Source organism: Hafnia alvei (genome assembly GCF_964063325.1).
GTDB lineage: Bacteria > Pseudomonadota > Gammaproteobacteria > Enterobacterales > Enterobacteriaceae > Hafnia > Hafnia alvei_B.
In genome coordinates, this window is sequence record NZ_OZ061315.1 from 4017484 (window position 1) to 4031598 (window position 14115).

General features: G+C 49.0%; 12 protein-coding genes. 5 read left to right on the forward strand and 7 right to left on the reverse strand.

Annotation, left to right across the window (positions count from 1 at the left end; translation table 11 throughout):
• The first annotated feature begins 33 nt into the window (after positions 1-33).
• The gene (gene proS, locus AB3Y96_RS18770) at positions 34-1752 is read left to right on the forward strand and encodes a proline--tRNA ligase (protein WP_025801171.1); all 1719 of its coding nucleotides are present in this window, start codon (positions 34-36) and stop codon (positions 1750-1752) included.
• Positions 1753-1825: 73 nt separating this feature from the next.
• On the opposite strand, the gene creA is transcribed toward proS, so the two are convergent.
• The gene (creA, locus tag AB3Y96_RS18775; RefSeq protein ID WP_072309141.1) at positions 1826-2302 is read right to left on the reverse strand and encodes a protein CreA; all 477 of its coding nucleotides are present in this window, start codon (positions 2300-2302) and stop codon (positions 1826-1828) included.
• Positions 2303-2546: 244 nt separating this feature from the next.
• On the opposite strand from creA, the gene robA reads away from it, so the two are divergent.
• Positions 2547-3425 (forward strand): MDR efflux pump AcrAB transcriptional activator RobA, encoded by an 879-nt coding sequence (gene robA / locus AB3Y96_RS18780; protein WP_367299939.1) that lies wholly within the window; start codon positions 2547-2549, stop codon positions 3423-3425.
• Here the strand turns inward: robA and gpmB are convergent.
• Positions 3422-4069 (reverse strand): 2,3-diphosphoglycerate-dependent phosphoglycerate mutase GpmB, encoded by a 648-nt coding sequence (gene gpmB / locus AB3Y96_RS18785; protein WP_072309139.1) that lies wholly within the window; start codon positions 4067-4069, stop codon positions 3422-3424. The two genes, robA and gpmB, sit on opposite strands and share 4 nt — an antisense overlap.
• 52 nt (positions 4070-4121) lie before the next feature.
• Here gpmB and yjjX point away from each other — a divergent pair, with 52 nt between their 5' ends.
• Positions 4122-4655 carry an inosine/xanthosine triphosphatase gene (yjjX, locus tag AB3Y96_RS18790; protein ID WP_367299940.1) on the forward strand — a complete coding sequence of 178 codons (534 nt, stop codon included), beginning with the start codon at positions 4122-4124 and terminating at the stop codon, positions 4653-4655.
• An 81-nt stretch (positions 4656-4736) separates the two neighbouring features.
• Here yjjX and trpR read toward each other — a convergent pair whose 3' ends face one another.
• The 3 genes from trpR to cspA all read right to left on the reverse strand — a co-directional run bounded on the left by trpR (position 4737) and on the right by cspA (position 7559).
• Positions 4737-5063: a trp operon repressor gene (trpR, locus tag AB3Y96_RS18795; RefSeq protein WP_043489340.1), complete on the reverse strand. Its 327-nt coding sequence runs from the start codon at positions 5061-5063 to the stop codon at positions 4737-4739.
• Between the two features lie 94 nt (positions 5064-5157).
• Positions 5158-7086, reverse strand: a complete 1929-nt coding sequence (gene sltY, locus AB3Y96_RS18800; RefSeq protein ID WP_367299941.1) for a murein transglycosylase — start codon at positions 7084-7086, stop codon at positions 5158-5160.
• A 260-nt stretch (positions 7087-7346) separates the two neighbouring features.
• Positions 7347-7559, reverse strand: coding sequence for an RNA chaperone/antiterminator CspA (gene cspA, locus AB3Y96_RS18805; protein WP_025801164.1), 213 nt, complete (start codon positions 7557-7559; stop codon positions 7347-7349).
• 563 nt (positions 7560-8122) lie between these two features.
• On the opposite strand from cspA, the gene ettA reads away from it, so the two are divergent.
• Positions 8123-9790 carry an energy-dependent translational throttle protein EttA gene (ettA, locus tag AB3Y96_RS18810; protein WP_038502471.1) on the forward strand — a complete coding sequence of 556 codons (1668 nt, stop codon included), beginning with the start codon at positions 8123-8125 and terminating at the stop codon, positions 9788-9790.
• 197 nt (positions 9791-9987) lie between these two features.
• On the opposite strand, the gene AB3Y96_RS18815 is transcribed toward ettA, so the two are convergent.
• Positions 9988-10893, reverse strand: coding sequence for a LysR family transcriptional regulator (locus tag AB3Y96_RS18815; protein ID WP_367299942.1), 906 nt, complete (start codon positions 10891-10893; stop codon positions 9988-9990).
• Positions 10894-11011: 118 nt separating this feature from the next.
• Here AB3Y96_RS18815 and AB3Y96_RS18820 point away from each other — a divergent pair, with 118 nt between their 5' ends.
• Positions 11012-12013: a zinc-binding alcohol dehydrogenase family protein gene (locus tag AB3Y96_RS18820; protein ID WP_367299943.1), complete on the forward strand. Its 1002-nt coding sequence runs from the start codon at positions 11012-11014 to the stop codon at positions 12011-12013.
• Positions 12014-12058: 45 nt separating this feature from the next.
• Here the strand turns inward: AB3Y96_RS18820 and AB3Y96_RS18825 are convergent, their stop codons facing one another.
• Positions 12059-13753 (reverse strand): DUF3300 domain-containing protein, encoded by a 1695-nt coding sequence (locus tag AB3Y96_RS18825; RefSeq protein WP_367299944.1) that lies wholly within the window; start codon positions 13751-13753, stop codon positions 12059-12061.
• Between the last annotated feature and the right edge of the window lie 362 nt (positions 13754-14115).

Genomic DNA, 14115 nt, shown 5'->3' on the forward strand with positions numbered 1-14115 from the left:
TGATACATATTGCGTTCTAACGGAACAATACACATGCGTACAAGCCAATATCTGCTCTCCACTCTGAAGGAGACTCCAGCCGACGCCGAAGTTATCAGTCACCAACTGATGCTACGTGCCGGTATGATCCGCAAACTGGCCTCAGGTCTTTATACCTGGATGCCTACCGGTTTGCGTGTTCTGAAAAAAGTTGAAAACATCGTCCGTGAAGAGATGAACAACGCCGGCGCAATCGAAGTGTCCATGCCCGTAGTTCAGCCTGCGGATCTGTGGCAGGAAAGCGGTCGTTGGGAACAGTATGGCCCTGAGCTGCTGCGCTTCGTCGATCGCGGCGAACGTCCATTTGTATTGGGTCCAACCCACGAAGAAGTTATCACCGATATGGTGCGCAATGAGATCAGCTCTTATAAGCAGCTGCCACTGAACTTCTTCCAGATTCAAACCAAATTCCGTGATGAAGTTCGCCCACGTTTTGGCGTCATGCGTTCGCGTGAATTCCTGATGAAAGATGCTTATTCTTTCCATACCTCTCAGGAATCATTGCAAGAAACCTACGACAAGATGTTTGCTGCGTATAACAAAATCTTTAGCCGTATGGATTTGGATTTCCGTCCAGTTCAAGCGGATACCGGCTCTATTGGCGGTAGCGCTTCCCACGAATTCCAAGTGTTGGCACAAAGCGGTGAAGATGATGTCATCTTCTCCAATGAATCTGACTATGCGGCAAACATCGAATTGGCTGAAGCCGTGGCACCTAAAGGTGAACGCGCTGCGCCAACGGAAGAGCTGCGTATCATTGATACACCAAACGCCAAAACCATCGCTGAATTAACCGAGCAGTTTAATCTGCCGGTTGAAAAAACCGTTAAAACTCTGCTGGTTCATGCCACCAAAGAGAGCGGTCATGCGTTAGTTGCTCTTCTGGTTCGTGGCGATCACGAACTGAACGAAGTAAAAGCTGAAAAACTGGAAATGGTTGCCAGCCCACTGACGTTTGCAACCGAAGCTGAAATTCGTGCGGTTGTTAACGCGGGCCCAGGTTCTTTAGGCCCAATCAATATGACTGTGCCAGTAGTGGTTGATCGCACCGTTGCCATGATGAGTGATTTCGGCGCAGGCGCAAACATTGACGGTAAACATTACTTTGGCATCAACTGGGAGCGCGATCTGCCGTTGCCACAGGTTGCGGATATCCGTAACGTGGTTGCAGGCGATCCAAGCCCAGATGGCAAAGGCACCTTGCTGATCAAACGCGGTATCGAAGTTGGCCATATCTTCCAGCTCGGCACTAAATATACCGAAGCCTTGAAAGCCACTGTCCAAGGTGAAGATGGCCGTAACCAGTTAATGACAATGGGCTGCTACGGAATTGGGGTAACACGCGTTGTTGCCGCCGCTATCGAGCAGAATCATGACGACCGTGGCATTATCTGGCCAGACGCTATTGCACCGTTCCAAGTCGCTATTCTGCCAATGAATATGCATAAATCTTTCCGCGTGAAAGATCTGGCGGAATCTCTGTACGATAGCCTGCGCGCTAAAGGTATCGACGTGATTATGGATGACCGCAAAGAGCGTCCAGGCGTGATGTTTGCCGATATGGAGCTAATTGGTGTACCGCATACCATCGTTATCGGTGACCGTAATCTCGACAGCGATGAAATTGAATATAAGCATCGCCGCAGCGGCGACAAACAAATGATTAAAACCGGTGAAATCGAAGATTTCTTACTGGCTCGAATCAAACGCTAGGGTCGTTTGTTAGAGAATGAAAAAGGCCGACAGCAATGTCGGCCTTTTTGTTACTAAATGATTCAACGTTAAATCACTGTGCCGCAGCGGCAGCTGGAACGCTTGTCTCGGCAGTAGCCCAAGGCATGATAGGCACTGCGCTGATGGCGTTCTTCGGAGAACCATCCACAACTTTGTCGGAATACGTCAGATAGACTAAAGCGTTGCGAGCAGGATCGTAAAAACGGACCACCTGTAGTTTTTTAAACACCAATGAAGTGCGTTTACGGAAAACAACTTCTCCATCAGATTTCTTATTCTTGATCTTTTCGCTTATTGCGATTGGCCCTACTTGCTGGCAAGAGATCGCGGCATCAGCAGTATCTTCTGCTAATCCCAAGCCACCTTTAATGCCGCCCGTTTTAGCTCGGCTGATGTAGCAGGTCACATTTTTAATGTCTGGATCGTCAAATGCCTCAACCACAATTTTATGGTCAGGCCCCAGAATTTTAAACACTGTATCAACTGAACCGATCTGTTCTGCGTGAGCGGCAGAAAGCATCGCAGTCATTGTGAAACATAACCCTACAAAAAATTTGTTCACCTAAGTACCTCGGATAATTATAATCACGCCAGTTATTAATAAAACAAACGCAATTACATACTATATAAAAGATCTAAATCTTACAGCACGGCTCACACCTGCATAGCACTCTTTGCGCTGAAAAAACCTTAATATAAGTTTAAGGCGCAAAAAATTGCTATTATGCCGTTTAGTTGCTGTATACGATCATTACTGCTTTTGAGGATGCTATATGGATCAGGCCAGTATTATTCGTGACCTGTTAAGCTGGTTGGAAGGACACCTAGACCAACCACTATCGCTCGATAACGTCGCAGCCAAAGCGGGATATTCTAAATGGCACCTGCAACGAATGTTCAAAGAAGTCACTGGTCAAGCCATTGGGGCCTATATACGCGCACGCCGTTTATCTAAGGCCGCCGTGGCACTGCGATTGACCAGTCGCCCAATTTTAGATATCGCACTGCAATACCGTTTTGACTCGCAACAGACTTTCACTCGCGCCTTTAAGAAGCAGTTTAATCAAACTCCTGCGCTTTATCGCCGTGCGGAAGATTGGCATGCTTACGGAATGTGCCCACCGATTCGTCTCGGTCTAAGCAATTTGATTCAACCTGAGTTTATAACATTGCCAAGCATATCATTAGTCGGCATCACACAATGTTATACCTGTACGTTGGAGCAAATTAGTAAAGTCCGTACCGAACTGCGTAGCCAGTTCTGGCACGATTTCCTGCACGATGTGAAAAACATCCCGCCGGTTCTATATGGCTTACACCACTCTCGCCCAAGTTTGGATAAAGACGACGAGCAAGAAGTGTTGTATACCACTGCGCTGGAGATTGAGCATTTACCGCTTGATGTCACTAAAGAAGTGCAGTCTATAACTCTTCTCGGCGGTGAATATGCCCAGTTTTGCTATAACGGCCCGGCAGAAGGATTTCAAGAATTTATCTTGAACCTTTACGGAACCACATTGCCAACGCTAAATTTGGTGCGTCGTAAAGGTTACGATATCGAGCGATTCCATCCACAAACGGATTCCTCGCAGCGACCACCTAAACATATCTGCTGCGAGTATCTGATTCCGACCCGTCGCGAAGAAGGTTAACGCTGGATCTCATCAAGTGCAGGTCTATCCAGATGATGGATATCACCTGCACTTTCAACGACCCATCCCGGCGCCAGCCAAGGACTTTGCTGATAGTCTACCCGCGATAACGAACAGTTGCGCAGGCGCAAACGTCGCTCGGCGTGTGGTGGTAATCCTAAGATAGTCCCTAACAGCGCCCCCAAGGCAATCCCATGACTCACCAACGCGGGCTGACTTCCCTCAGGTAAATCTAGGCAGCTATTCAGGGCAGCGCGCATGCGTGTGGCCAGTTCTGCCATACTTTCCCCGTCTGGGATACGTGCATTTGGCGTACCATCAACCATCTGCTTACGCCACTTCTCTTCCTCAGGGGAAAGGGAATCAAGCAAACGCTCTTCTAATACGCCCATATGCAGTTCGCGCAGGCGCGGATCGAGGATAAGCTCACATCCACAGGCATCAGCGATGGCCTGCCCTGTTTGGCGAGTCCGTCCCAGATCGCTGGCAATAACATGCGTGATCCCCATCTGGCTCAAACGCGCCGCTACCTGATGCGCTTGAAGTTCTCCTAACTCGGTCAATGGACTGTTGGATTGTCCCTGAATCCGGCGTTCTGCGTTCCACTCGGTTTCACCGTGGCGAATAAGATATACCTGTGTCATGTACTTTTTCCGTATACTGCGAGAAATGCGCTAATAGGAAGCTGGAAATAATATGTACCATGTTGTCGCAGCAACTACCAACCCCGCAAAAATTAAGGCTATTTCTCTGGCGTTCGATGATGTTTTTGGTCATGACCAGTATCGCATTGAAGGCATTGAAGTTAATAGCGGAGTACCCGAACAACCCATTGGAAATCACGAAACGCGAACCGGCTCACGCCACAGAGTGATGTGTGCACGCCAAGTTTGCCCTGAAGCTGATTTTTGGGTCGGTGTCGAAGCAGGTATTGAAGAGAATATGACTTTCGCATGGATGACGATTGAGAACCATCATATGCGTGGAGAATCTCGCTCAGCGAGCCTGATGCTGCCGGAATCTATCCTGCAAGGTATCGCAGAAGGCAAAGCCTTAGGCAGCGAAATGAAGGCAATCACAGGCACAAATGATATCGGCCGTCGCGAAGGCGCTATCGGTGTTTTTACCAACGGCGTACTGACACGCACCAGTGTTTATCACCAAGCGTTAGTTTTAGCTCTGGTCCCTTTTCATAATGAAATCTTCCAGAAGCGTGCAGAAACAAAATAGCGATACACCTAGCTATATGCTCTAGCGGTCTGACGATGGCTCCCAAACGAGCCATCGCATAGTCATTCGTTTAACACCGTATTATTTATCTGTCAGTAACTGCTGTTCTAGCCATTGTTTCAGGTCTGCGGGTGCCGTTTTCAAACTATTCGATCCGCGAGTGATGGTTGCAATGCCTGCGCCTAACTGACTTTTCAGCTCACGCTGGCTGATCTCGCCTTTCATCAACTCTTCGATAATTCGCACCCGCGTCGCCAGCGCTGTTCTTTCATCCGGCGTCAAAAAAAGCTGTAGCATTGGGCCTTGCAAATCTTCGGCAAACGCCTGCCGTAGCAATTCAACAAAGCGTTGCCAGTCATCATTCTCTTGTGCGCTGAGCGCGGGATCATTCAGGGATCGCGTTGTCATGATTAGCTGCCATACTCTTGGTGAGAAAATACTCATTAACTAGTACGGCAGCATACCATAAACTTGGCGCAGTCAAAGATATCCAGAACAGAAATCAGTAACGGCGCTCCCATTCTGCATCGGTCAGGATCTTGGTTGGACGCTTCATGAAGTAACGATAGTAAGCATCATAAGCCAAAACGTTCTTCACATAGCCACGGGTTTCAGAGAACGGAATGCTCTCGATAAAGGCGACTGCATCAACGCGGCCACCCGTATTTCCGAGCCACGTAGTGACTCGAGATGGCCCCGCGTTATAAGCTGCGCTCGATAAAATACGGTTACGCCCCAAACTCTGATACACATATTCCAGATAGCTGGTGCCGATCTGAATGTTGGTAATAGGATCGAGCAGTTGGCTGCTGTTGACGTAGTTGCTCAAATTAAACATTTGCGCCGTGTGTTCAGCCGTTTTAGGCATCACCTGCATTAGTCCGCTAGCTCCTACTGGAGATTGGGCTTTCGGATTCCAAGCACTTTCTTGACGTGCGATGGCCATCGCATAGGACTGAGAAATGCCTTTATCTTCTGTTGCTTGACGGAACTGCTGCGGCCACGCCATTGGGAAGCGTTCTTCTAAATGATCCCACAGCTTCGCGGTGATCGTCGCCTGAACACTGAGATCGGCCCAATTTTGCTCAAATGCATAACGCGCTAAGGCCGCCTGATCCGGTTTAGATTTACTGCTAATGAGAGAAACCCATTCGCTCCGCGCAGTGTTATCCATATTCCAATACATCAGTTCACGGATACGATCGATCGCAGGATCGTTGGTAAGCTTGGAAGATGGCTTATCCGCAACCTCCACCTGCAATGGATATGTAATACCCAGTTTTTGAGCCGCCACCATCGGATAGAATCCGCGCTGCTGAGTCAACGAACGAAGAATGCTTTCACCTTCGCTGCGTTTGCCGTCCTCAATCATGACGCTCGCATTCCAGTAGCGCCATTCGTCTTTATTACGCACTTCTTGCGGCAATAAAGCCAACCATGTGCGGATTTCCTGCTTATTACCGTTTCCTAAAGCTAACCGCACACGGCGTTCAATCAGTGAAGCGCTATTACTATTTTTAATCACATTATCTCGCCACCGAATATCATCGGTGGTGGCGTCACTGCCCATCAAGCGCCACGCAATACTATCTTCCATGGCCTGACGCTGTTTATCGCCAATTTTTTGCAGTCGCACCAACGTTGGTAGCATCGCACGTGCTTCATCAGCGTTCTGACGCGCCAAGCTGGAGAATGCGATTTCAGTTGCGTCGCGGGTAAAATCGGTTGGCCCCACGCTACGCGCAAATGCCTCGACATTGCGAGGATCGGCCTGAAGGCTGGCAAGTGCGTCACCCATGGTTTGATAATCAGGCGGAAGCTGCTTGGCTAGGAAGCTCACCAGCCCGTTATTGCCTTTTTTCAGAGCCAACCGCATGCGCTCAAGCACGGTCAGCGGCGTCTGATCGCCAGATGCTTTCCACGCCTCAAACAGCTTGTCACAGTTGGTGGGCAGTGATTGGCCGCTTAGCCAGATATCACGAGCGCCATCCCATGCAATTTGCTGATGGCCCGTTGCGTACTGGGCGTAGTAATAATTACAGCGAGCCGCAATAGGTTTGGGAGGCTGAGGGCTAAACACCAACAATCCTGTCCAATCCTGACGACGAGAAAGCTCATTCACATAACGAGAAGGCAATGATTTAGCGGGAGGCAAGGTCGGATTGCGAGCAATAAAATCTTTAATCTCAATCGTTGTAGCCTGACCGAGATCCTGAGTCAGCTGGCGGTATTCTAGATAAGGATAAAGCGGATAATCGCGCAGCGTTGGCATCAGCTGATTGACCGTCATCATCTGATTGCTATCCCATGCCTGCTTTACCTGTAAATAACGCTGACGCTGAGCATCCAAAGAGTCAGCAAAACTGCTCCCGGACACAGCGACTAAACATAAACCTATACCCCAAGCACGCCAATTGTCCGCCATGACCATCTCATCTTTCCTCGCTTTAAACCGATACCACTCATAGACAGCGATTTTAGCAGAGCATTCCGTTAGCCCCTGCCTTTCTTCACAACTTTTACGTTTAGGTTGCCTAGCCACTAACATAAACAACCGAGGATGGAAAACAAAGGGATAGTGAATTTTGGGCATAAAAAAACCCGCTCAAGGCGGGTTTTTCTTTTCAGTATTCTTTAACTGCTCAGGTCTATGCCGTCATCGCTATCGTAAACAATACTAAACTATAGAGATTACAGCGCTACTACGTTAGCTGCTGCTGGGCCTTTAGCGCCATTCTCGATAGTGAACTCAACGGTCTGACCTTCGTCCAGAGATTTGTAGCTATCGCTCTGGATTGCAGAGAAATGTACGAATACATCTTTGCTGCCATCAGCTGGAGAGATGAAGCCGAAACCTTTATCAGCGTTGAACCATTTTACTAAACCAGTCATTTTGTTAGACATTAGATACTTCCTTTCAATTTTTTAAGCCACATTATTGCAGCGAACGAGGTTCGTCGTCAGAGCTAGCTTATGGGGTGCACTTAGGAGGAGACTCACGGAAGAAGAGGTATCTAAGGATAACGCTTGAACTGAGGACTGCTTTACTAAAACTGCTTTCACATAAGGTCTGTGTTCCAAACCGATGACGCTATTTACTCATGCCTTAGGTTTATAAGCAACACCTATTTTTGAATCTTCTTGAATAAACCGTAGTAATTTTGGGGAGAAACCAACGCGGACGCGGTCTACAGGAAAGAAAATTCTTAACTCAATATTTATCCGAACGGTGAAATAAGCACCCAATGCCCTATATTTGCATAGTTCAACCTACAAAATTTACGCGTTAAACGCCCCTGTCATGCGACGATGGCTGGGATAAAAATCGAAAACGGGCTAAACTCCGCCTTCATAAAATGCCCTGTCGCGCCAATGACAGAACGTCATTTAAATGCTTATGCCCCGCCTCTGTCCCATGAATCCGTGAGACTGAGGTAAAACCCTTATAAATCAAGGAGTATATAGCCGTGGCTCAATACGTCTATACTATGCACCGCGTCGGCAAGATTGTTCCGCCGAAGCGTCACATTTTGAAGGACATTTCCCTTAGTTTCTTCCCCGGAGCCAAAATTGGTGTTCTGGGCCTAAACGGCGCCGGTAAATCAACGCTGCTGCGCATCATGGCCGGTATTGATACCGAAATCGAAGGTGAAGCCCGTCCACAGCCGGGGATCAAAATAGGTTATCTGCCACAGGAACCAAAACTTAATCCAGACCAAACAGTGCGTGAAGCGGTTGAAGAAGCCGTTGGCGAAGTGAAACGCGCACTGACTCGTTTGGACGAAGTGTATGCGCTGTACGCCGATCCAGACGCTGACTTTGATAAGTTAGCCAAAGAACAGGGCGAGTTGGAGGCGATTATTCAGTCGCACGACGGCCATAACTTGGATAATCAGCTAGAACGTGCCGCCGATGCGCTGCGTTTACCTGCTTGGGATGCACAGATTGCTAATCTTTCAGGTGGTGAACGTCGCCGCGTGGCAATTTGCCGTTTGCTGCTGGAAAAACCAGACATGTTGCTGCTCGACGAACCAACCAACCACTTGGACGCCGAATCCGTGGCATGGCTGGAACGCTTCCTGCACGACTATGAAGGCACCGTGGTTGCGATTACCCATGACCGTTACTTCTTAGATAACGTTGCGGGCTGGATCCTCGAGCTTGACCGTGGTGAAGGTATTCCATGGGAAGGCAACTACTCTTCTTGGCTGGAGCAGAAAGATCAGCGTTTGGCGCAGGAAGCCTCGGCTGAAGCTGCGCGTCGTAAATCCATCGAGAAAGAGCTGGAATGGGTGCGTCAGGGCGCGAAAGGCCGTCAGTCCAAAGGTAAAGCGCGTTTGGCTCGCTTTGAAGAACTTAACAACGTTGAGTATCAAAAGCGTAACGAAACCAGCGAACTGTTCATTCCACCAGGACCTCGTCTGGGTGACAAAGTGCTGGAAGTTCAGAACCTGTCAAAATCTTACGGCGACCGCCTGCTGATTGAAGACCTCTCCTTTGCGCTGCCGAAAGGTGCCATCGTGGGTATCATCGGTCCGAACGGTGCGGGTAAATCTACCCTGTTCCGTATGATTTCCGGCAAAGAACAGCCTGACTCCGGCAATATCGATCTCGGCGAAACCGTCGTGCTAGCGTCGGTAGATCAGTTCCGTGACAGCATGGATGACAAAAAAACCGTTTGGGAAGAAGTCTCTAACGGCCAAGACATCATGCGCATCGGTAACTTTGAGATGCCAAGCCGTGCCTATGTCGGTCGCTTTAACTTTAAAGGCGTCGATCAGGGCAAACGCGTAGGCGAACTGTCCGGTGGTGAACGTGGTCGTCTGCACTTAGCGAAACTGCTGCAGGTTGGCGGCAACATGTTGCTGCTCGATGAACCGACCAACGACCTCGACATCGAAACTCTGCGCGCCTTAGAAAACGCCTTATTGGAATTCCCAGGCTGCGCGATGGTTATTTCCCATGACCGTTGGTTCCTTGACCGTATCGCCACCCACATTCTGGATTATCAGGATGAAGGTAAAGTTGAATTCTTCGAAGGTAACTTCACCGAATATGAAGAATACAAAAAACGCACCTTGGGCGCTGAAGCATTAGAACCGCACCGTATTAAATACAAAAAGATGACTAAATAGTTTTAGTCTCTGTGATTAAGGCTCCTATCAAGGAGTAATGTCGTTCAAGAGATCGAGATACACGGGTCTACCACACCGCGGGGCGCTCCGGCGGCTTACGCCGCTACGACCCCATCGGTGTGCTCCCCCTAAAATCGAGCTTTAGTAAACGATATTACTGTCAAAGGGAGCCTTTTTTATCTCTCATCGCCTGCCAACTAATCGCGTAGCGCCTGATTGTATTGAGCAAAAGCGCGGTGACTTAATGCAACCTCAATGAAGCGGTCGAGCGCAGGCGAGTTCAGCTTACGACTTGGATAAACCAGATATAGCTCATTTCCCTCAGCTTCCCAACCGGGCAATACACGCACCAAACGCTCTTGATCGACCAAATCCTGCGACAAAAATGCGGGCAGTAGCGAGATCCCAGCCCCAGCCAATAGGCATTCCCGCACATACAGCAAATTATCGGCAGCATGGCCCATCGGCAGTTCCCAACGATAGAACTCCCCTTTGCGCTGTAACACCCATTCATGCCATGCACGGTGCGCGATACACTGGTGCTGTTCCAGCTGTTTAGGATGTTCAAGCGGCGTGAAGCGTGAAAGATAAACCGGCGATGCCAAAAGATAGCGCGGAGAATATCCCAGGCGGCGTCCCACTAGCGAAGAATCCTGCGGTTTCCCGGTACGTAGTGCGACATCAAATCCATCTTGCACCAGATCGTTCATCACGTCCGAAACGTAAACTTCCAAGCTTACGTCTGGATAACTTGCGCGGAAATCACTACACACATGCGCCAATAGCGTCACCGCAATGCCCGCTGGTGCAGTGATCCGCAGGCGTCCGCTAGGGTTCTCTTTCAGGCGCTGTAAGCTAAGATCGGCGCGCTCGGCGGCTTGGATCATTTCGCGGCAATGCACCAAATAGCGCTCCCCTGCATAGGTAAGATTGAGTTGCCGTGTCGTGCGGTTTAGCAGCCGCAGTCCAAGCTGTCGCTCCAAATTACTGACTCGCTGACTAACGCTGGATTTAGGTAACCCAGCTCGCCGGGCGGCAGCCGTAAAACTTCCACACTCCACCACCAGCGCAAACAGCGCCATGTCCTGCAGTTGATTAAACATCTCGCCTCATTGTTCGTCACAAAAGAACACTGCATTAATAATTGTCCATCTTATCATCGGAAAACAGCTCGACTACACTAACTTTATTCAACGCAGTTTCTACTTTTGGAGCTTGACCATGACTATTACCGCTATCGCCGTCGATCCTTCTAACCCGAAAGAATTCACCGTTATTCACCCACAAATCTCCGCTCCAGCTGATTATGATTTGCTGGTCGATGTTAAAGCCGTCTCGATAAATCCGGTTGATACCAAAGTACGTGAGAGCCTGATTAAAAACGGGTTGGAGCAGCCGCGTGTATTAGGCTGGGATGCCAGCGGCGTGGTGCTAGCTGTTGGAAGCAAGGCCACTGGATTCAAGGTAGGAGATGAAGTTTGGTACGCGGGTGACATAACTCGCTCAGGCAGTAACAGCACTCAGCAACTGATCGACTCACGGATCGTTTCACATAAGCCTCAAAGCATGGACTGGGCGCAGGCCGCAGCCATGCCATTAACCACGCTAACGGCTTGGGAAGGCTTATTCGAACGCTTAAAAGTTCAAGATGCTGATGCCGACAAAACGTTGCTGATCATCGGAGGCGCAGGCGGCGTCGGCTCATTGGCGATTTCACTTGCCGCATTAAACGCAAAAGTAAAAGTGATTGCGACGGCCTCAAATGCTTCGTCTGCGCAATGGTGTCTCGATCGCGGTGCCGATCTCACCGTTGACTGGCATGACCTAAAAGGTGAGCTTGCCAAGCACGATATCAAACAGGTCGATTACATCTTCTGTTTGAATGATACCGACGGACACTGGGCCGCGATCTGCGACTTAATCGCCCCACAAGGACAAATCTGTACCATCGTAGAAAACAGCCAGCCGCTGGATCAATCTGCTTTAAAAATGAAAAGCGCGGCTCTGCATTGGGAATTCATGTACACCCGCAGCATGTTCAATACGCCAGATATTGCTGAACAAGGCAAAATTCTTCAGCAGGTGGCTAAGTTAGTCGATGAGAGCAAATTGCAGGGCACGCTCAGCGATACGCTGCACGGCTTCACTATTGAAAACTTGGAAAAGGCGCATAGCAAAGTTGCCGAAGGCCGAATGCGTGGCAAGATGGTGATTGAGTTTTAATTCACAGTATCAAGCCTCTCCCCACGGAGAGGCTTGACGTACTCTTTAGCGCTGATGCACCTGCAAATTATTATGTTCTGGTAATATCGGATGCGCCGGTACGCTATGTTCCGGCAGGCTGCGCATCATGGGGCGACCTTGATTTCCACGTTCTTGCTGCGGATGCCAATTCGGCGCCCCACCTGCGTTACCGCTGAAAAGATTCTCGTGCTGCTGATTAAACCGCGGCACTATTTCTTGCCGAGCTGGTTGCTGCCGAGCTTGCTGCTGAAAATCATTCTGCAACATATGGTTTTGCTGGGCGTTAACATGCTGAGTATTAGGCTGACTCACATGTTCAACACGCTGTTCCGCGACATTTCTGGTTACGGCAGCATGCTGATTTATAGGAGCGCGTACTGGCGTTGATGATTCAGTACGATTATGCAGCACAGATTCCGCATTTTGGCGCTGCAAGCCTGCACTAGTCATATGAGTAGCCCCGCTATCAACCCCATGTAAGTTAGCTCGCTGGTCACTGGACATCAGGTTTGGGCTAGCCGATAAATGGGTCTGTCCTGATAAAACCGGCGATGTCCCACCTTGCGTATGCAGCGAACTAAGATCAATTTTATTGGCCGAATTACTGCCTATATTGGCCTGAGTTGCACCGGACACGAATCGCTGCGACGTAGCCGGATCGTGATACGGCACGCCGGCACGATAAGCTGGATTATGCTGCCATTGTGTCGCCCCACCGATGTTCCCACCGGTAATATGGTTATAGTTATTAACGTTGATATTCACATGACTGTTATTCACGTAGTTATTACCCTGATGGTAATTCCCGCCGTGGCCGTCATCATGATGCCCGTCGTCATGGTGATGATCGTCGTCGTCGTGATGGTGGTCATCATCATGGTGGTGATCGTCATCATGCCAATCAAGGCTACTAAACAGAGCATAGGTGGTTGCCACTCCGACACCAAAACCGATACCGGAAACCAAACCATTGGTAAATTGCTCTCCCGGAGGTGGCGGTAGATATACTGGCGGATAGGCAGGCGTAGCCCAAGTGCCGTACACCACATTCGGGTTGTAGCTGGGTACGTATACAACCTGCGGGTTAGCAGGCTCAATAATGATAGTTTGTGGCTGGGAGGCCACCACGGTCGTTGGTTTGCTAGAGACACCGTGTGCGGCAGTGTTAACCGGTTGAATAATCACCTTCTGCTGAGCATTTGAGGTCAGCGATCCATTCTTCTGTGCCGCCTGTCGCAATTTCTGCACGGTATCCATCACGTCATCAGGCTGAGCTAAAAAGGCATCACCTAAGTTTTGCACCCACTCAGGATTTTGTCCCATCAATGCTAAAAGCTGCGGCAATGCGACTAACGATTTCACACTAGGATCCCAAGGCTGATTCGCCACCAGCTTAACCGCTGAATCCCCTTGCACCTTTGGATTGTCGCGCGACCATTGAACCGCCTGAACAACGTTAGAGGGATAAGTAGAAGCCATCAGAATTTGAGCCAGCACGGGGTCAGGATAAAGCGCGATTGGCGCGACCAGTTGATCGAGCTGCGGCTGGGTAAAGGTTTTGGTAGCGGCAGCTGGCGTAGGCACTTCAGACTGAGTCTGTGCTACCTGAGGCTGTTGCCACGAAATATACCCATTTTTCACTAATACTGTACCCGCGACGGCAACCGCACCCACTCCACAAAGCAGCGCAATCACTGACGGTTTAAATGACATACTCATTCTGACTCTCCAGAAATCAACATTCTGAATGTATTGTGCTGCGCTTAATCACTGCACACGCTCAAACACAGAAACTCAATTAATTAAAATGGACCGTTTCAATATGATGTATGACAGCACACCGCTGAATTAGTTAGTGGGCAGAAGCCGAGGGAATAGAGGAGAAATAACGTAGATGTTTTTGTCTATATAAAGTCGTTAATACACATAATACAAATAAGGTTATTAGGCGCATTAAAAAAATCATATTAATCAATGAGAAAAAAAACGCAAAACAGATTCAAACCATAGATAACACAGAATAAAGCCGCTTAAGCATTATAAATTTAAATATAAAAAACGAAGTTATTCAAATAAAGAAT